Consider the following 19,979-nt stretch of genomic DNA (forward strand, 5'->3'; position numbering starts at 1 on the left):
TCAGCGCCACTTGGTGCCGTTTCATTTCATTGTATGTGCTTGGTCAGCCGATGGTAAACTTCATCGCCTATAACGTCATTAGTCCACATCCAGACGATGTGTCCCAACGCTTCGGAAATATGTTCCTCCGTCGGCTGCTCCTTCGCTGACGGTACGGTTTTCATTGCCGGCATAATACCCAGGTGAAAAGCTGCCCAGACGGTGAGACCAAATACCGATCCTCCGCCTGCTTTGATTTTCGGTTCATATTGAGCAAGCACCTGATAAAGTACGGCAAATGACGTGGAAAAACCGAAGTGGACTAAATAACTGACCCATGGCATATCTTGTTCTGAATATCGATATGCAGCGTGTGTGGCTGATTCAGGAACACCCATTTGCTGCAGTAATTTCTGAGGCGGATTCGTTGCGTCACGTTTTGGAGTCCGCGGCGGCAGAACGTTTTCCCAGCCAAATTTGACGAGTCCGGAAATGAGCCCGGCGACAACTCCTGCTTTTATGGCTGCATTTAATTTGGAGGACTGTTTCTTTTTTAAAGCCATGTCTCCAGCTCCTTCTCTGTTGCTTACTTATTGTTAGTCTACCAACTAGTATAATCAATTCTTTCATTTAAGTGGTGCATTATGCTTTTGGGTTATTCATTTGCTATGGATGTGAGTGCACAAATGCAATTGTACCCTACATTTTATTAAGTTACAGTTGCTTCCAACAAAGGCCCTATTAATCTCAACAACATACCTGCCCATTTTCTCTCCATGCTATAATGAGCACGGAATGCAGACTTCAATTTATGAAATGAATCAGTGAGGTGCACTCATGCCAACACGAAGAATTACTCTTTCCAGCACGGTCAACACACGAGATTTAGGTGGTTATCCAACCCTTGACGGCAGAACGACAGCATTTGGAAGAATCATCCGCAGCGATGCACCGCAAGCATTAACCCGAGAAGATCTTGCATTATTGAAGAAATTAGGTGTTACAGCAGCACTCGATTTCCGTTCCAAACCGGAAACAGAAAAATTACCAAGTGCCTTCGAACAATCTGCTGATTTTGATTACTTTCATTGCCCGTTTGCATTTGGCAATCGCAATCCAGCCTCTAAGGCAGAAGTTCCCCTGCTGTACGCGGAAATGATCGATGATCTTCCGGCAATCAAGCGGATTCTCAGCATTATCGCTCGGCAAGAGGGTTCAATTTTTATCCACTGCTATGTCGGCAAAGACCGCACAGGTGTAGTAGCTGCGTTGCTTTTGCTTATTGCCGGCGTCGGCATCAGCGACATTCTGGCTGACTACCAAGTCTCCTATACTTATTTGCGGCTCAGAATACGTGAATTGCTGCATGAACATCCGGAACTTCCTGATTTCACTGGCCGATCCGATATGGAATATATGGAAGTGGCCCTGGATCATTTTTTCAAGACCTACGGCAATATCCAAGACTATCTTCAGAAAGTCGGACTGCATCCGGATGAACTCACTTTGCTGAGAAATAAGCTCCTCTGATGATTCGGCGAATCAGATAAGTTACAATCTGGAGAGCACCAAGATTAAATAGGTCGCAATTGACGAAACAAGAAGGGAAACTATTTTATGAGAAATGTTCATCCGCGTTCGCTATACCGCCATTTCAAAGGCAATTTTTATTACGTAATTGACGTTGCACTGGATTCGGAAACGCAAAAAGAAATGGTTGTTTATCAAGCGCTCTATGGGGAAAACAAACTTTGGGTCAGACCTAAAGCAATGTTTCTATCTGAAGTAGAAGGCAAAGAAAATCCAACGGGACAAGTTTATCGTTTTGAATTATATCACTCAGAAAAGAGTCTTTAAAAACATCCCCTGATATTGGACTTAAAAAAGTGAATTTATTTGGGTTCCGTTCGCTCATCCTATTTTTATTTCCGCCAAAAAGTTGAACAGTCTGCTTTGTCGGCAATATTAAATGCGATCATTTTCTCAAGTAATGTGTAATCAATCGGCTGATCCCAAGGAAAGCGCATTAACATCTTGGTATGATCATAACCAGCCTGCACAATGTCAGCAGAAAAGTGTTCAATCCCTGCAAGTTCCGGCGAAACAGCCAAATGTTTTTTGGATGTGCTGAAACCAATAATAAATGTACCGTGATCAGTAAACATTGGCTGATTCCATTTAATAACCGGAACTAAATGGGGGAATTTTTCAACAACCCAGCCTAAAACTTCTTCCGTCCGATCTCGATGCTGAAGATTATCAATACGTGCTAAAAAGTCTGCGAAAACGTCCATGCTATTCCCTCCTAGAGTATAAATTATACCCATGAAAAAAGATCCTCAAACCATTACCATTAAATCACTGATTTCCACGTCTATTTCCTTTGAGTAACGAAAAAAGGGAGGAATGAAAAAATTCCTCTCGTTTTCCCAAATTTTTCACTTAATAAACTTCATCGGATCGACGGCACCGTTATGCGGCGGCGGATTCCATTGTCCGTCATACAATTCGAAGTGCAGATGTGAGCCAAAGGATTCACCTGTATTGCCCATTCCGCCGATATCCTGACCTTTACTCACTCGGTCGCCTGCAGAAACATGGTAACTGTTAAGGTGGGCGTATACGGTGGTGAATAAGTGACCATTAATCTTATGCGAGATCATGACTGTATTCCCGTAACTGGACGAATGATACGCTCTAAAAACAACGCCGTCCGCAGCGGCCATTACCGGTGTCCCCTCACTACTCGCGATATCAATTCCGGGGTGAAAACTGTTGTCAAAGGAACGTTGACCAAATCCGGAGGAAATATAGCCCTGAGCCGGTTTTATAAAATCCGCTTTACTGTCAGACAGATTCTCAAGGTCGGCGGATTGACTGCTTAGTGCACGCGTTTGTGCTTCCGCAACTTCTGTTTCTTCATTCTTATCCATTTCTTTTTCTTTTATTTTCGATGCTTCTTTTTTCAATAACGCGAGTTGACTGCGTTGATCCTCTTCCTTTTTAAGAAGCTCGGTCTCCAGATCCTTTAATTCTGCCAAGCCGTTCTTTAACTGACTTTGTTCATCAATAAGCGCCTGTTGATTTGCGGCCCGGTTTGCCTTGTCTTGCTTTTGATCATTGAGCATGTTTTGATCGTTTTCCGAAATTGTTTTTAACGCAAACACTCGATCTATGAAATTTCCAAAACTCTCTGAACCAAGCAGAACATCAAGATAGTTTGCGGATCCTTGATTGAGATACATGGTTCGAACCCGCTTTTTCAATAATTTGTCCCTGCTGTCGATCTGCTTGTTCAGTCGTTTAATCTCTTCCTTCATCCACTTCGATTTTTCACGACTTTCTGCTAGTATTTCCTGCTTGTCTGCCACCGCCGTCTTAATCTTCTTCACTTGATGATCCGAGGCCTTGAGCTGCTTAATAACCACATCTTGTTGCTGTTGATTCTCAGAAAGCTGATCCGATTGTGCATGTACGTCCATAACGCCGACGAAGCCCATGACTAAAGAAAACATCAGCCCCAGTGCTATTGCTGTATGTATGTGTTTCCGATTCATGATCCCTTTCCCCTCTAGTACTTTTCTCTGTTTGTATCGCTTCAGGCGGATACCCTCAGCAAAATTCTATGTTCACATCATAACAACCTAATATGACACAATAAGACATGATTCGATAACAATCTAGTTACAAAAAAAGCGCCCTTCTCATGGACACCTTTAGGCTATAATAGACTCATAGCGATTGATGGGGGTAAACGCGTTGGCTCGTGAAGAATTAGATAAGCTCACCGAGGTATACATAAACGATCAGGAATCAGTCTACCATACTTGGTTTATTAATAATGAAGATCGCCTCAAAGCATTCCGCACCATCAAAAAGGGGCTAAAAAAAGTCATCAGTGAAATTGAAGCACGCAGCTTTGGCAATGATTTCAAGGGATCGAGTTTGGAAACCGTTGTTACGGCGATATCGGAGCAAAAACAAGTTTTTGAAGGTGCGGCACATCCGTTTTACTGGAAACCAAAACTGCGCATTCCCGATATTTATGAGAACCCGGAAAACCAACTGGCTTTCGGAAGATTTCTTAATGCATGTTTGCATGCCAACAATGCTGAACAGATTTTTGACGAGATCGTGAAACTTGACCAATTAAAGATTAAGGGCCTTGGCCCGGCAGTTGCCACTATTATTTACTTCCTTCACCCCACCCTGTTTCCGCCTTTCAATACGGCGATTGTTCGCGGGTACAATACATTGTTCCATAAGAAGCTGAAGCTTGGGTCTTGGATGGCCTATCTTGAAATGAGAGAGGACATTTTGGCGACAAATCCACAATCTCGCTTGTCCAAAGACTTAGGCGCTTTTGCCGGTTTACTGTTTGAGATTGGCACAGGCCGGCTTATCCTGCCCGAAAATAGCGACCAGATTCTGGATGCGGAAAACGAAAAGCGTTTAAAAGTATTGAAAAAAAGACATCATCAAGTCCTTGATGACCAAATTGAGGAAAATGCGCACAGTGAAATGCAGTACCATTTAGCACGATTGGGACACTCGCTGGGTTATCACGTGTGGATTGCACAAAACGACCATAAGCGAGAATATAACGGTAAAAAACTCGGCGAATACTCGCTTCCCGCCTTGCCGCTCTCGAATCTAAGCAAAAGCGTTTTTGATACCATATCCCTGATTGACGTACTCTGGCTGAATCAGAATGGTGAGATTGTCAGCGGATTTGAAGTGGAAAAGAGTACCTCCATTTATTCAGGCATTCTCCGGCTTTATGATTTGTCGCTGTCTGTTGATCAAGTATGCAGACTATTTCTTGTCGCTCCCAACAAACGTGAAAAAGAAATCAAAGCGCAATTAATGCGTCCATCATTCATTAAAGAACACTCCTTAAAGTCCGTCATGTCTTATCTTTTATTTTCCGATTTGCAATGCGACTGTGACGCCATGTGCAAATTCGGTACGGACATCAGCATCCTTGATCCGATTGCAAAATCGGTATGAATTTTGCTGTTAAATTAGAAGCAGATTTTCTTATTGGTGGCTGCCTTCAACCATTCATTCATTAGGCTATCTGAACTAATTCGGATTATGCTAAAATAATAAACAAGGTAATAGAACGGCTTAAAGAGCGGTGTGTCTCACCCTGTTACTCGTAGGGTCTCCTGTAGACGACAGAGAACGGAAGGAGGCATTCTTCAACCAATGGATATAATTGGAGTAATAATTAGCATGATTGCGCTGCTCTTTATGGGCGGCACATTCATTATTGCTTTGCTCAGTTATATCTCAAGGGAAAAGAAATAACCGCTCTGGTCGGCAAACTAGAAAGCGGTTATCCTTTGAGATATTCAGCTATAAAGTGATGCGCTGCTCTTAAAGCAGCTTCTAAAGCCTAGGCAGTTATCTGTGTAAGCGCACAGGTAACTGCCGTTTTTATTATATACATGAATAACCAAATGTAGACGCAAAATCCATATGCTTAATCTACTAGATCAAAGCAACTATATATCCTAAGCGTTATATACCTTTAATCCTATTATAAAGTCTACTATTGAAAATGTGAAGCACAAGAACATACTGCATAGTCTACTACCTAATAACACAGTCTAATCATTAAATACTATGGATATACATCTACGTTTTGTGTGATTCATTGTCATCCCGTGACCTGTTCTGCTTTTTGATCCCTTAAATTGAAAAAAACATGATGATAAAACAGCTGCCAATCAAAGAACGGAGACCCTAGACGCTGATTTATCCCGGTAATGAATCGCCGGTTTTTCTCAGCTGGTCTACTAAATAAATATAAAGGCCTTCAGCAATAATTTGCGGGCATCAGTCAATCACGTTATCATGAGATCAGCAGCTCGAAAATCAATCATACGATTTTCAGTGCCAATTCATAAACATGGCACGACTTGCGAAACTTTTATCAGCAGGAAATGAAAGGATTTATCAGAAATGACGGATTTTCAAAGGCTGAAAGAACAGCTGATCACATATAGCAAGAAAATAGGTGTGGACAAGATCGGCTTCACGACAGCTGATCCGTTCACCGAGCTCAAGGCACGGCTCTATCGGCAGCGAGAACTCGGTTATCAGTCCGGATTCGAAGAGAAGGATATCGAAAAAAGAACCGAGCCGACTCTGCTCATGGACGGTGTGCAGTCGATCGTCTCGATCGCCATGGCCTATCCGAAACGAGTGGCCGAGCGTCCGGCAAACACGAAAGGTCATCGTCGCGGCGCCTTTGCCCGGGTCTCTTGGGGACAGGACTACCATGCGATTCTTCGTGACCGCATGCAGAAGCTTTGCGAATTTCTGGTTGACACAATTCCCGGAGCCACGTGCAAAAGCATGGTCGACACCGGAGAACTGTCTGATCGGGCCGTGGCTGAACGTGCCGGCATCGGCTGGGTGGGGAAAAGTACCAATCTGATTACGAAAGAATTCGGGTCTTATGTTTATCTTGGCGAGATGCTGACCAACATCCCGTTTCCTCCGGACAAGCCGGCGACCGACCTGTGCGGTGACTGCACGATTTGTATCGACCACTGCCCAACCGGAGCACTGGTTCAAGGCGGACAGCTCAACAGCCAGAAATGCATCGCCTTTCTCACCCAGACAAAACAGGAGCTTCCGGAAGAATACAAAAAAGCGATTGGTAACAGGCTCTATGGCTGCGACACCTGTCAACAGGTCTGTCCGTACAATCGGGATGTGGACAGTCATTTTCATGAGGAAATGGAGGCGGATCCGGAACTTGCCCGTCCGCTTCTTGCACCGTTGCTGTCGCTGTCCAATCGTGATTTTAAAGAAATATTCGGGGAATTGTCCGGTTCCTGGCGGGGAAAGAAGCCGATCCAGCGCAATGCGATTGTGGCACTCGGCAATTATAAAGAAGTTGACGCCGCACCGGAGCTCCTCCGCCTATTGCAGGAAGACCCGCGTCCCGTCATCCGCCGCACAGTTACCTGGGCACTGCAGCAAATGTGGGACCGATTTGAGCCCGATATGCATGCGCAAATTATTGAATCACTAAAAAAACTTCTCGTGAAAGAAGAGGACGAGAAAATTTGTCAGTGGATTAAGGAAAAACTCGATAATGAAAAGGATAATTGTAGTTAATCATCAAGACAATGATGGAACCCATTCACAATGCATTCCGTTCGCACAGGGAACATTTGCAATCATCCACCGCAAAAAACAAACGTAAGGGGTAATCATCGATGCTGGATAAGCGAAAACAATATATCTATGTGTTACGTTTAATTCCTTCTTTATTAAATGAAGCAAATTGGACAAAGCGGGAAAATGATGCGGTTGAACGACATTTTTCAAGATTACAAGAATTGCTGAATAAAAGAGTGCTCATTCTTGCGGGAAAAACAGAAGGCCTGGATGAAAAGACATTTGGCATTGTCATCTTACAAACTTCTTCGTTCGAAGAGGCGCAAATGCTGATGCAATCCGATCCGGCCGTTGCAACAGGAATCATGACTGCTGAACTCTATCCTTACCACATCGCACTGATGCAGTCTGATTTGCCATTCATCGATTAGTCATTTCATCTACTATTTGCATCAAATACCGACATCATTCTCAGTAGTGAGCACGGTACTCATATCGATAGTAATCGTTTTTCATTAAGTTCAGCTACAGATGCACATGTCGGTCTGTTTCGCCCTGGCTTTAATGCCGTATAAGCAAATCGTCCTATTTCTCCCAAAGTTCAACCAGTCGACCATCTGGATCTTCAATCCAAATAAACGTTCCAAATTCACTAGTCTCTTTTTTCTTTGCAAGGGGCACACCAATGTCTTCAAGGTGCTTAATCATCTCGTCTAGATTATCTACTTGGAAATTCAACATGACTTGCTGTTCCGTTGGAAAATAACGGTCATTCTCGGTAAAAAAAGAAAAAATCGTTTCATTTCCTAATTGAGGTTTAATCATAGTCCCATTCCAATTTTCTATTTCAATCTTCAATACGTCACTGTACCATTTTTTTACGACTTCAAGATTCTTAGTTCTCCAAAATATTCCTCCGACACCTTTTATCATCTTTTTAAGCTCCTATCAACTGTTGTTTTTAAACCTCATGGTTAAAAGATATGCCAAAATAATGCAAACGACAATTAGAAAAATACTAATTAGGAAGGATCCTGGCGTTGAATAAAATGCGTTTGAAATATACCTGGATAAATATAGCATAAATAGAAAATTAATTATGTATTGGATCCACCATACTATTTTTTCGATCACACCCAGAAATCCCTCTTCTCTATTGATTCTGTGTACTTTCGCCCATAGACTTGGTACACTCAATTTTAGTCCATGAGCTTTTATGTTCAGCCTTCTGACCTCTGATCAGTGGAAATACAAAACACGCCACAAGTTACATTAAATATACTTTATGGCGTGATCTTTTGGAACACTTTCAATTGGTAAACATCTCAGTCAATGCATGTGCACATGATTGTCGGTGGTTAAACAGAATGTTATGGGTCGTGAATTTTGTTACATTGATTTGTTTAACTTACATTTAAAAATTTACTTATGACCTTTTTAAAATGTTCAGGATTTTCCAGTCTTAGCAAATGACCTTCATGGTCAAATTCAATGATTTGTGCATTTGGAATTAGATCAGAAGCTTCTTTTCCCAAGTCAGGCGGATTCAAAATATCGAACTTTCCACTAATTACAAGTGTGGGCAGTTTTATTTTTGTGAGTTCTTCTCGGAAATCAAATTTCGTGATTGATTTCGTCGCCGCTTGTTTTTGAGCAGGAGTCAGATGATCATAGTTTAACGTCTGCTCTACGATTGGATCAAATCTTGATGGTGTATGAATGATATATTTAGATAAAATCTTAAATGCTTCTTCGCTTGTTTTGCCAACTAATTCATTGGCGTGTTCCTTTTGTAATTTGCCATAGGATGAACCTTCACCATGTGATGCCGGGACAACAAGGATCAGCTTTGATAACAAATCAGGTCGTTTAATTGCAATCCCTTGTGCGATGTAGCTTCCCAGAGACTCGCCCAGAAGTATGACATTCCGGAGACCCAATCGGGTGATGAGCTCAATTCCGTCATGGATATGATCGTCAAGTGTATACCTTTCAGGCTTGGATGAGTCACCATGTCCCCGTAAATCATAACGTATGACTAAATGTTCTTGACTCATCCACTCAAATTCATACTCAAATGTAAAGCGGCTACTTGTTACACCGTGTATTAATAAAATAGGCGGATTCCCAATTCCCTTTTCTTCATAACAAATCTGGGTGGTTTTGTCGGTGGATAATACTGCCAACTTCATCATTCCTTTCGTTTATGTAGTGAGTTAACTTGTAAGAATCATTTTTATAAAATTTGTAATAATTTTTATTACAATTATAAATTCACCTTTATAACGAAAAAAGGATTATGCTTGCCTAATATCAATCCAATTGTGACAGTATTCATTAAAGGCATACAAAAAGAGTGAGAGATCTGCATCAGATCACTTCACCCTTTTCGCATAGTAATCAAAAATCATTAGATCGGCATTGTAATTTTCAATATCATAGATAAAAATTTTCTTTTTCAATTTTCAGATCAATCATTGATGTTAAACAAACTATTTCTTTTTATTTGATTCATATTTAGAGGTAAATCGTTTTCTGTCTTTTGTAATTTGATTGTCAACAGCTTTCTTAATTTTGAGTACTTGATCATCTGCCTTCACTTTATTTATGAGCGAGGATGTCTTTACAGAAGGAAGACTATTAATTTTTGTTAGTTCTTTATTCGAATTTGGTCCCGATATTAATATTGAACCGTCCGGTTGTGCATATCCGATAAATGTATAATAATTCCCTTCCACAGGAAGTGTGTCGTTTTCATAGAGCTGAACATTCTTTTTATCTTGAGTTAATCCACCTTCTTTTACAATAGGAATTTCTTGGTTTGTGATAAGCTCACCTTTTAAATTTTGGATCACAGTTACTTTATAATTTGTAAATGGATCTGCAACGGTCTTTGTTCCACCGTCCTTAGTTTCTGTTTCAACAGGATTCTTAAAGTCCGTATCTAATTGCTCGTTTACATAGCCAACAAATACGTAATCAGCATAACCAACAAGTGCTCGTTCATTATCTGGATTAATGATAAAAGAGCCTTCTACACGTTTAACAGGGAATGATCTTCCATCCTTAAATGTATATTTATCTGAGCAGCCCGTTAAAACAAGTATAAAGATAAGAAGAATTGCGTAATTGTATTTCTTCATAAATAATCCTCCTCGTATTATTAGTTTTGAAGTTAATAGTCATCCCTGTTCAGCTCAAGTACTGCTCAATATTCTCTCCGTGATTTAATTTAATGAGTAATTACATAAAAATACCGATCATAAGATGCTTTATCATTTGCACTTAGACTGGTTCTTGTAGTATCGTATTTATACATAATATCTTTGGATGTATTATGTGCAAGACCCAACGTATGACCTAATTCATGCGTTGCGACATTTTGTTTTCTTGTTCCTGATAATTGATCCATATTATATTTATTAAACTTCAATTCTCCATATTGGTATGTGGTTGCATTAGTGCCATTTACTATATATATATCGGATAACGTCACATCTTTAATAGTCCAATCTGTATCATGTCTGATTTTGTTACCTATATAATTATTCCATGTGTTGACTCCGCTTTTAAAATAACTCAAATATGAAGTAGATCCACCCCAGTCCATATGAAGTCCACTGTCGATTAAACTCCAATTCTGTATGCTAGATGAGGCAGCATAAGTTTCCTCAGGAAATGATAAAGAAAAGAAGAATGTGAGCCCAACGAGAATTATTAGTGCGGAGATTAATTGGCGAATTTTTTTCATGTAACAACCCTTCCTTTAGGTTTAATTAAGTTAAATAATTGAATAATAAAAATGTACTATTCGATGGAAAATCTTGCTGTTATAGGTTTTGTATGAATACTTGATATTGAGTTTGAAACTCTGACTTTTCTTAACAACCCCTTGGAAAATTTCGATATAACAATGAACATTAATAGGTGAATGAATTTCATATTTCTCAGCCCTTGTGCCCCAAGGGTTTCAAAACACAAAAAGGGAAGTACCTCCCCAAGTCTTGTATAATGGTAATTGAGTAGAAAACCAAAAAAGACCGGAGGGATACTCCCTGTGACCATTATACGACAAATGAGTTTATTTGGCGTCCAGGAATTATTTGAAATGGAACCTACCCATCGCTATGACGCCATTATTTCAGCTTTGAATTTGGATAAAATCTACCATGCAGTAAGCAAAAAAACGCATCTTGGAGCACCTGAAGATTTAAACTACTCAGCCATGATTATTTCCGTTTTTATTCGGATTGTTGAACGCATTCCAACGATCAAAGACCTTGTCAAACGGCTCAATGAAGACATTGCTTTTAAACTAAACTGTGGCTTTCTTGTTTCCGATCCTACCCCTTCCGAAGCTTCCTATTCCCGGTTGATTACCAAACTGGAGGAATCAAAGATCTTGGAAGACGTTCAGGAACAAGTCATGATCCAGGCTATTGCCGAAGGATTCATCAAGGATGACACCATTGCCATTGATGCCACACACTTTGAAGCCCGTGATCAGGCACCGCCAAAGGAAGAAAATCCGGACAAAGAGCCGAAAAAACGGGGCAGAAAATCCAAAGAAGAGCGTGAAGAGTGGCTCGCTGAACAAGCCAAAAAAGAAGCGAATCTGCCCCTTTTTGAAAAGAAAATTGAGGCTCAACTGGACGCTCCTCTTTCAGAACTGCGTGCGCAAGTTCCGAAGGAACCGAAGTGGGGCATTAAAAAGAACAGTGAAGGCAAGCATGTGTTTTGGTTTGGCTATAAGGGCCATTTAGCTGTGGGCACAACCAGTCAATATATCGTGCAGTCGTTGTTCTCCTCGGGCAATCTTAATGATGGAAAAGCAGCCATTCCATTGCTTAAAGGAATTCAAGAACGTTTATCGTTGCCCGCTTTACGCTATGAAACCATGGATGCCGGTTACGATTTCGAAGCGATCTATCAACAGATTTACCGCATGGGTCATCAATCTGTGATCGCGTACAACAAACGAAACGAATCAAAACCAGAAGGTTTCGATAAGCACTTCGCGCTTACCTGTTTCAGAGAACATTCTTATCGTTATGACAGCTACGATGTCAAGTATGAAACATTAAAATATACGCAACCAAAAGAATGCCCGGACTGTCCGCTAGCCCATGAAGGCATCTGCCAAAAAGTGTATAAAGTGAAAATAACAACAGATCTTCGAAGATACACAGCGCCTGCCCGAGGATCCAAAACATGGAAAAATATTTTTAAACGCAGAACCGCTGTCGAACGGGTGAATGCCTATTTGAAGGAATTCTTTCAGCTCAACAATGTTCGCTACCGAACCGGAAAGCGAGCAAAAGTACATTTCGATCTCGTTACACTAGTTTACAATGCATCAAAACTAGCCGCAGACCGCATCAATGCTTTATTAAATCAAGAATACCAAGCTGCATAACCAAAAAGAAACTAAAAAAAAATAGCAAGTTAGAAATTCTGCAGGTCTCTGCTTTTTTACAAAGAGCAATTATGAAATTGATTCAGGTAATAATCAATTCTGATTATCCCGCTAGCTCATGATAGGTGACCGTTAATGTGGTTACGCAGTTAGAAAGTAGGTGATGGAAAAGTTCATCTTCAAAGTGTCGACGATTAAATAGGTAACTGAACTCATCGCGATGGGCCTAAATTTGTTTCTTGTCTAGACCATGGTAGGTTCCCTCATAATTGCTCTGGCATTGGATATCATGTTGTGCAACCAATGGAGATGATCCCGATTACTTTTGGGAGCAAATTTAATCCCCTAAACCTAAACCTCTCCCCACCTCCCCGACAAGACCTGGTAGGAACTAAAACCGTCCGTATGGATCATCGTGTCAGATTTCAGTGTTTTTTCTGTCAGTACTCTGAGCGTTTTGCCTTGGACATTGGGAACTCTTTGTATTTTGGCGTATTGCGGATGACCTTTGGTATTGAGGATCAGCCCAACGACCAACGTAGCCTTTTTGGTTCCCCGTCTACGTTTGCCTCCCTCAGTTGGCCTGATAAAAAGTGTGCACATCGCAGACAGGGCAGGTAAAGCTATCGGATCATTTGTTCTGAATCAAGTAGAATTCACAGGAAGATTGACTAGAAATGATTCTGGAAATAGTTCATTTTAGCTTTTTTGCCATAACACCCCCCAACGTATTCTCTACACTTCATTTATGAGTCTAAGAGATTTTTGAACTTCTAGGCATGTTTGGACGGTTTTTTAGGCATTATTACATTGTGGACCTTTTTTATTGTGGTCAATAAAAAAGTAATGTTAATGCTTAGAAACATTTTATATTATTCAAAAAAAAAAATCTGTCGTAATTTGTCGACAAAATGATTTTTTTTTGGTATGTGAAAAATTAAATCATACGATAACTTTGTGATATATAAAAGTAGCCTAAGCAATCTCCGCATAAACGGACAGCAAGCCTTAGAGCTTCACAGACACAACAAGCGACTGATCCATCCCCTACTTAGGATTCAAGCCTTAAAGTGAGAGAAAAGACTGTTGGCAGGATTAAAACTCGCTTTTTTATAAACTCTTATCAACTGTTGTTTTTAAACCTCATGGTTAAAAAATATGCCAAAATAATACAAACGACTATTAGAAAATGCTAATTAGGAAGGAGCCTGGAGTTGAATAAAATGCGTTTGAATCGATCACCTGCTAAATTACCAGCTCACCTGCTGAATAACCGCCTCACCTGCTAAATAAATCGTTAACCTGCTGAATAACCGCCTCACCTGCTAGATAATCGATTCACCTGTTTAACTTTTCCCGCTCTATAATTGCCAGTCCGTCTTTACTGCGTAACAAGATCATCCTCAGGAAACATTTTATAAAAAACAGGCAAGTACACGATTTTGTGTACTTGCCTGTTTCTATTTTTATTCCACCGTAACCGATTTGGCCAGGTTTCTTGGTTTATCGACATCGCATTCGTTCTGCAGGGCTGCGTAGTACGCAATCAGCTGCAGGGGAACTGCGCAAACAAGTGGTGTCAGGGCATGGTGCACTTTCGGAAGCACGATGCGGTCTTCCGCGTGATTCGTGACTCCGTCCATGCTGATGATGCACGTGTGGGCGCCGCGAGCGGCTACCTCTTCAACATTACTGCGAATGTTGTTGTTGACATTTTTCTGGGTCGCAAAAGCGAAGACCGGTGTGCCGTCCTCGATCAGGGCAATGGTGCCGTGCTTAAGCTCGCCGCCGGCGAAGCCTTCTGCTTGGATGTAGGAAACTTCCTTCAGCTTCAGCGAGGCTTCCATGCAGACGTAGTAGTCGAGTCCGCGACCGATATAGAAGGCGTTGCGTGTGATCGAGAGATATTCGCGTGCGACTTCCTTCAGCAGCGCTTTTTCATCGATCATCTGCTCCATGCCTTGTGCGGCGATGCTCATCTCATGAACAAGGTCGAAATCGAGTTTCTTGCCTGTCTTTTGAGCAGAAGCAACGGCGATAAATGCAAAGACGGCGATCATAGCTGTATACGCTTTGGTTGATGCGACAGCGATTTCCGGGCCCGCGAACAACAGCATTTTGTAATCTGCTTCGCGGTACAGAGTCGAGCCTTCGACGTTCGTCATGGTCAGTGTCGGATAGCCGAGCTTCTTCACTTTGACGAGTACGGCACGGCTGTCGGCCGTTTCGCCGCTCTGCGAGATGAAGATGAACAGCGGCTTCTTCGAGAGAAGCGGCATATTATAGGAGAATTCACTCGAAATATGCACTTCGGTCGGAATTCCGGCAACGGTCTCAAGCAGATGCTTGCCGACGAGTCCGGCATGATAGCTCGTGCCGCAGGCGATGATGTAGATTCGGTCTGCGTCACTGACGGCCTTCGTGACCGTCGGATCAAGCGTAACGACTCCGTCCTTGCCGCTGTATTCCTGCAGCAGACGGCGCATCACGGCCGGCTGTTCGTCGATTTCCTTCAACATATAATGAGCATAAGCACCTTTTTCCGTGTCATGCGCATCGAAGGAAACCGTATAAGGCGCGCGCGTCTTTTTGTTGCCGTCGAGATCCATGATCGTGTAGCTGTCACGAGTCAATTCGACAACTTCTTCATCCATCAGCTCAACGTACTGCTTCGTCTTCTGGATCATCGCTGTCGCGTCACTTGCTACGACATTGAAGCCATCTCCGAGTCCGATCAGAAGCGGGCTTTTGTTCTTCGCTACATAGAGCATGTCGCTGTCTTCCGCGTCAACCAGTGCAATCGCATATGAGCCGTCAAGCAGCTTCAGCGTTTTCCGCAGAGCTGCTTCCGTACTCAGACCTTCGTTTGCGAAAACTTCGATCAGCTGTACAACGACTTCGGTATCCGTCTCGCTTTTCATGGTAACGTCGGACAGATATTCTGCCTTCAGCTGACTGTAGTTTTCAATTACACCATTGTGAACAAGGGTGAATCGGCCTGAAGCACTCTGATGCGGATGCGCGTTGCGCTTGTTCGGTTCGCCGTGTGTTGCCCAGCGTGTATGACCGATACCAAGCGTTGCGTGAACGGCAGGATCCACGGATTCACGAAGAACGGCGATCCGTCCTTTTTCCTTGAAAACATGGACACCATCTGCATTCAAAAGCGCGATTCCTGCTGAATCATAGCCCCTGTATTCGAGATTGCTGAGTCCCTTAAGTAAAATGTCACGTGCATCTTCGTTGCCAATATAGCCTACAATACCACACATAGGATCGTCCTCCTTGTGAGGCAAGGTGCTTCAAAGATGTTCTATTCATCAGATAGGGCAGTCTTGCCCCACTTGTTTTTTTTATTTTTATTGCCTATGTGCCTGCAGCACGGGTTCTGTACAGAAAGTTGCCTTCCTGGTTTGTGCGCGTGCTAACGGTTGCAAGCATTCCGAGAGGTATCCGCCGAATCCTTCGATAAACCTCTTCCTCGTCAACTATTCCGTAAATCTCCGTTCGAGAGAATAGTCCAGGCGCTTAATATTCAGTTATCCGACCCTCGCTTTCCTTCTCGAGTTACCCACATACTACTTTAATCTGATCTGTGCGTCAATCTTCTTCGAAGTGGGATTCTTTTTCTTACTCAATATATCTATTCAGCAAAGCCATGTCCGGCAACCACGGGATTAAATTTTCTATGGTCATCTTTTCCCGTCTCAGTTGAAAATGGCAAACAGTTATAAATTCGCAGAAACAGCGATCATAATGCCCGCCCAAATTCAGAAAAATTATTTTCCAAAAGTGGAGACTTTGACCGCTGGTTTATTTCGTCTTATTTTATTGAATTTCGCCGCCAACTGCTTCAACAACCTTTTGAGCAATTCGGTCGACATAAGCATCGCATGCTTCCTCAGTCGGTGCCTCAGCCATTACACGAATAAGTGACTCCGTACCTGAAGGTCGCACCAGAACGCGTCCGTCGCCGGCCATATCGGCCTCAACATCCTTGATCGATTGAGCGACCTCCGGATTTTCCGTTACATGGAATTTGTCGGCAACATGGATGTTGACCAATTTTTGCGGATATGTTTGTACTCCGGCGGCAAGCTCGGACAGCTTTTTACCGCTGGCTTTCAAGATGCTGACCAGCTGCAGAGCTGTCAGCATTCCGTCTCCCGTTGTCGAATGTTCAAGGAAGATGATGTGTCCCGATTGTTCACCACCAAGTGAGTAACCGCCGGCGCGCATTTCTTCCATAACGTAACGGTCGCCGACCTTCGTCTGTTTTGTTTCAATTTGCTCCGCTTGAAGTGCCTTGTACAAGCCAAGATTACTCATAATGGTCGTTACCAATGTATCTTTATTCAGCATTCCTTTTGATTTCAAATAGGTAGCACAGATATACATAATTTTATCGCCGTCAATAATGTTTCCCAGCTCATCAACAGCAATCAAGCGGTCGCCATCGCCGTCAAATGCAAGTCCGCAATCGGCTGCCTTTTCCACAACAAGTGCAGATAAAGCATCCGGATGTGTCGAGCCGACGCCTTCATTGATATTTTTACCATTTGGTGATGTCCCTATTGTGACAATGTCTGCTTCCAGATCAGCAAAAAGATGCGGGGCGAGCGAGCTCGTCGATCCATTGGCACAGTCGAGTGCGATTTTGAGCGAGGAAAAATCGTCTTCCTGTATCGTCTGTTTCAAAAATTGAAGATATTTTTGGCTGCCTTCAAAATAGTCGCTGGATGTGCCTAAGTCACCGCCGATTGGTCTTGGCAGATCATCTTTTTCTTTAGACAGCAATGCTTCAATGGTTTCCTCAACCTCGTCGCTCAGCTTAAATCCGTCACTGCCAAAGAACTTGATGCCGTTATCGGCAACAGGATTATGCGATGCAGAGATCATCACGCCGGCACTTGCGTCCATCGCCTTCGTCAAATAGGCAACGCCAGGCGTTGAGATAATACCAAGACGCATCACTTCAACGCCGATAGACAATAGTCCGGAGATCAGCGCGCCTTCCAGCATATATCCGGAAATACGCGTGTCCCGGCCAACCAGAACCTTCGGATGTTCAGTCGTCTTCGTTAATGCATAACCGCCTGCCCGCCCCAATTTAAAAGCTAATTCAGGTGTCAAGCCGAGATTTGCAATACCTCTGACTCCATCTGTTCCAAAGTACTTTGCCATAATTTCGATCGCTCCTATCTTTCCTCGTCCAAATTCCGCCGCTTTATTGTAAACTCCGTGCCGCATTCTGTCAAAGGGATGTTCTAACCCCTCAAAAAGTAACAGGCCGTGAACCGTTAACTGATGCTGACGTTCACCGTTTTCGGATCTGCCTTTGCAGTTAAACCGTCCGCTGCGCTAACTGCAACAGTAACCTGATGATCACCCGCATCCAATCCGCTCAAATCGACCTGCGCCTGGACATCACTTTCGGACAATTGATCGACATCCTGAGAAGGGCCGGTTACCGAGACGCTTACATGATCTTCATTGCTGAAGGTCGCTTTCAAGCCATCCTTAAGCCCGGTTACCTTTATTGGAATATTCGTCAGTTTTTTCGTTTGTTCGTCCGTACTTGAACTTGAACCAGAATCGGAACTGCTGCTTTCGTCACTATCAGCCGCTGTTTCTTTAACAATATGAACCGTAACATCTATTTTCTCCGGATCTACTTTGCTTGCCCCTGACGGAACAGGAATTGTTACCGAGAACGTCTTGTTCTTTTTTAAACCATCCACAGACACAGACAACGGATCGAGTGCTGTAATTTGGCTAAGTGCTGCCGCATCCTGAGCCGTTACGGTCACATCGCTCGCAGAGGGTTCGACCGATGAAACACTGTATCCCTTAGCCGGCGTACCCGTCGTCACTGCCTTGATACTCAATTGTTTCGACACTTTATCAATCGGCACGCGAACATGAACCGATGAAGGATTGATCGTCACATTCACTTGATCACCGTTGCTGTTGTATGCATGCAGCGTAACCATTTTATCCATCGTTGCATTCGCGTCTTTAACATTAATTACGCCTTTAATGAACGCAATCGAGTCCACGGAGTCTTCACCGCCGGTAACTGTGACATTCTGAGTGTCAATAACCGGATCACCAACTGCGTAACCGTCTGCAACCGAACTCTTATTGATAATATCAACGGCAACTGGAAGCTCTTTACTCGTTTTCTTCTGAATCGTTACCCGAACAGTCTTCGGAGTCGGGCGGACAGTCAGCCCTGACGGAAAGCCGCGTGTCTGGACGCGGGCATCATAGGTGCCCGGCTTCATATCCGTCAGATCCAAATAGGCACTCTTCGTGCTCGGCAATTTTGCCTTCAGAATTGATTCATTGGAGCCGGTCAGACGGACACTGATCGTCTGCGGCGCCCCGCTGACCACATACTTGTTCTGATTATATTGTACAGACAGCTTTTGTGTCACCACTGCCGATTGCTGTGACGGATTCACAGCCACATTGGAAGGGCTTCCCGATGATGTACCGTCGCCCGATGATACAATGGCGTACAGCATAAGAGCCATGACAAAGGATACAATTTTGACAAACCAATTGTTATTCAAAAGTTTATCCATTGTGCTTACCTCTCCAATTCCAGCGAACGGTCGGCTGATTCTCCGATTCATCCAGTTCATGCTGGAGCATTTCTTTCAAGCGTTCCTCACCGATCTCGCGGAACATTTCTCCGTTCTTCGTCACCGTGATGCCCCCGGTTTCTTCAGACACAACAACGGTTAAAGAATCGGTTACTTCGCTGACGCCCATGGCCGCTCGATGCCTTGTCCCAAGTTCCTTCGAAATAAACGGGCTCTCCGAGAGCGGCAGGTAGCATGCTGCCGCAACGACTTCGTTGCCACGAATAATAACCGCACCATCATGCAGTGGCGTGTTCGGAATAAATATGTTAATCAGCAGTTGAGGTGTCAGGTTCCCATGAAGCTGAATTCCGGTTTCAATATAATCATTAAGTCCTGTTTTGCGTTCAATGGACATCAACGCTCCGATTCTGCGCTTTGCCATATAAGAGGACGCTTTGACAATTGCGTCCGCCATTTGTTTATGTTCTTCCTCAACTACGACGCCTCTAGAGAACAGACGCCCTCGACCGAGTTGTTCCAACACGCGGCGCAATTCCGGCTGAAAAATGACGATAATCGCGAACAATCCATAGGTAATGGCATTGTTCAAAATCCACTCCAGCGTCCGCAGCTGCAAAAGGCTGCTCAGAAACCACACTGCGATGATGACAAGAATACCTTTCGCCAGCTGAACTGCCTTTGTGCCTCGAATAATCATGATCACTTTGTAAATCACGTAGGTGACAATCAAAACGTCAATGATATCTGTCAAGTAGTTTAGAATATTGAAATGAGTCCACAAAGACATGGCTTTTCATCCTCCAAATCAGCCGTAGTTCTCTAACCGCGCC

General features: G+C 43.1%; 18 protein-coding genes. 6 read left to right on the plus strand and 12 right to left on the minus strand.

Annotated features, from left to right (window positions below):
- Positions 1-26: 26 nt before the first annotated feature.
- On the minus strand, positions 27-542 hold the full coding sequence (locus AC1MBV_RS08135) for a YagU family protein (RefSeq protein ID WP_255749519.1): 516 nt from the start codon (positions 540-542) through the stop codon (positions 27-29).
- A 274-nt stretch (positions 543-816) separates the two neighbouring features.
- Here AC1MBV_RS08135 and AC1MBV_RS08140 point away from each other — a divergent pair, with 274 nt between their 5' ends.
- Positions 817-1,509, plus strand: a complete 693-nt coding sequence (locus AC1MBV_RS08140; protein WP_480948076.1) for a tyrosine-protein phosphatase — start codon at positions 817-819, stop codon at positions 1,507-1,509.
- An 87-nt stretch (positions 1,510-1,596) separates the two neighbouring features.
- On the plus strand, positions 1,597-1,836 hold the full coding sequence (locus AC1MBV_RS08145; RefSeq protein ID WP_480948077.1) for a DUF1653 domain-containing protein: 240 nt from the start codon (positions 1,597-1,599) through the stop codon (positions 1,834-1,836).
- 65 nt (positions 1,837-1,901) lie between these two features.
- Here the strand turns inward: AC1MBV_RS08145 and AC1MBV_RS08150 are convergent, their stop codons facing one another.
- Both AC1MBV_RS08150 and AC1MBV_RS08155 read right to left on the minus strand, forming a co-directional pair.
- Positions 1,902-2,273 carry an iron chaperone gene (locus AC1MBV_RS08150; RefSeq protein ID WP_480948078.1) on the minus strand — a complete coding sequence of 124 codons (372 nt, stop codon included), beginning with the start codon at positions 2,271-2,273 and terminating at the stop codon, positions 1,902-1,904.
- A gap of 144 nt (positions 2,274-2,417) precedes the next feature.
- Complete coding sequence (locus AC1MBV_RS08155; RefSeq protein WP_480948079.1) at positions 2,418-3,536, minus strand: murein hydrolase activator EnvC family protein; 1,119 nt, start codon at positions 3,534-3,536, stop codon at positions 2,418-2,420.
- A gap of 202 nt (positions 3,537-3,738) precedes the next feature.
- Between AC1MBV_RS08155 and AC1MBV_RS08160 the strand changes: the two genes are divergently transcribed.
- The 3 genes from AC1MBV_RS08160 to AC1MBV_RS08170 all read left to right on the plus strand — a co-directional run bounded on the left by AC1MBV_RS08160 (position 3,739) and on the right by AC1MBV_RS08170 (position 7,550).
- Positions 3,739-4,989, plus strand: a complete 1,251-nt coding sequence (locus AC1MBV_RS08160) for a hypothetical protein (RefSeq protein WP_480948080.1) — start codon at positions 3,739-3,741, stop codon at positions 4,987-4,989.
- 960 nt (positions 4,990-5,949) lie between these two features.
- A complete protein-coding gene (gene queG, locus AC1MBV_RS08165; protein WP_480948081.1) occupies positions 5,950-7,116 on the plus strand; it encodes a tRNA epoxyqueuosine(34) reductase QueG in 1,167 nt (388 codons plus the stop codon).
- A 101-nt stretch (positions 7,117-7,217) separates the two neighbouring features.
- Positions 7,218-7,550: a YciI family protein gene (locus tag AC1MBV_RS08170; RefSeq protein WP_480948082.1), complete on the plus strand. Its 333-nt coding sequence runs from the start codon at positions 7,218-7,220 to the stop codon at positions 7,548-7,550.
- A gap of 154 nt (positions 7,551-7,704) precedes the next feature.
- Here the strand turns inward: AC1MBV_RS08170 and AC1MBV_RS08175 are convergent, their stop codons facing one another.
- The 4 genes from AC1MBV_RS08175 to AC1MBV_RS08190 form a co-directional block, all read right to left on the minus strand.
- Positions 7,705-8,052 (minus strand): VOC family protein, encoded by a 348-nt coding sequence (locus tag AC1MBV_RS08175; RefSeq protein ID WP_480948083.1) that lies wholly within the window; start codon positions 8,050-8,052, stop codon positions 7,705-7,707.
- Positions 8,053-8,522: 470 nt separating this feature from the next.
- Positions 8,523-9,305: an alpha/beta fold hydrolase gene (locus AC1MBV_RS08180; RefSeq protein ID WP_480948084.1), complete on the minus strand. Its 783-nt coding sequence runs from the start codon at positions 9,303-9,305 to the stop codon at positions 8,523-8,525.
- Positions 9,306-9,611: 306 nt separating this feature from the next.
- Positions 9,612-10,262 carry a hypothetical protein gene (locus AC1MBV_RS08185; protein WP_480948085.1) on the minus strand — a complete coding sequence of 217 codons (651 nt, stop codon included), beginning with the start codon at positions 10,260-10,262 and terminating at the stop codon, positions 9,612-9,614.
- A gap of 89 nt (positions 10,263-10,351) precedes the next feature.
- The gene (locus AC1MBV_RS08190; protein ID WP_480948086.1) at positions 10,352-10,870 is read right to left on the minus strand and encodes a matrixin family metalloprotease; all 519 of its coding nucleotides are present in this window, start codon (positions 10,868-10,870) and stop codon (positions 10,352-10,354) included.
- 306 nt (positions 10,871-11,176) lie between these two features.
- On the opposite strand from AC1MBV_RS08190, the gene AC1MBV_RS08195 reads away from it, so the two are divergent.
- Positions 11,177-12,535 (plus strand): IS1182 family transposase, encoded by a 1,359-nt coding sequence (locus AC1MBV_RS08195; protein WP_480948087.1) that lies wholly within the window; start codon positions 11,177-11,179, stop codon positions 12,533-12,535.
- Positions 12,536-12,886: 351 nt separating this feature from the next.
- On the opposite strand, the gene AC1MBV_RS08200 is transcribed toward AC1MBV_RS08195, so the two are convergent.
- The 5 genes from AC1MBV_RS08200 to cdaA all read right to left on the minus strand — a co-directional run bounded on the left by AC1MBV_RS08200 (position 12,887) and on the right by cdaA (position 19,936).
- Positions 12,887-13,138, minus strand: coding sequence for a transposase (locus tag AC1MBV_RS08200; RefSeq protein WP_370646159.1), 252 nt, complete (start codon positions 13,136-13,138; stop codon positions 12,887-12,889).
- Positions 13,139-14,001: 863 nt separating this feature from the next.
- A complete protein-coding gene (gene glmS, locus AC1MBV_RS08205) occupies positions 14,002-15,807 on the minus strand; it encodes a glutamine--fructose-6-phosphate transaminase (isomerizing) (protein ID WP_480948088.1) in 1,806 nt (601 codons plus the stop codon).
- A 556-nt stretch (positions 15,808-16,363) separates the two neighbouring features.
- On the minus strand, positions 16,364-17,719 hold the full coding sequence (glmM, locus tag AC1MBV_RS08210; RefSeq protein ID WP_255749343.1) for a phosphoglucosamine mutase: 1,356 nt from the start codon (positions 17,717-17,719) through the stop codon (positions 16,364-16,366).
- A gap of 116 nt (positions 17,720-17,835) precedes the next feature.
- Complete coding sequence (locus AC1MBV_RS08215; RefSeq protein WP_255749342.1) at positions 17,836-19,125, minus strand: CdaR family protein; 1,290 nt, start codon at positions 19,123-19,125, stop codon at positions 17,836-17,838.
- A complete protein-coding gene (cdaA, locus tag AC1MBV_RS08220; protein WP_255749341.1) occupies positions 19,118-19,936 on the minus strand; it encodes a diadenylate cyclase CdaA in 819 nt (272 codons plus the stop codon). Before cdaA ends, AC1MBV_RS08215 begins: the two co-directional genes overlap by 8 nt.
- Between the last annotated feature and the right edge of the window lie 43 nt (positions 19,937-19,979).

This window comes from Sporolactobacillus sp. PKPK-6 (assembly GCF_056678885.1).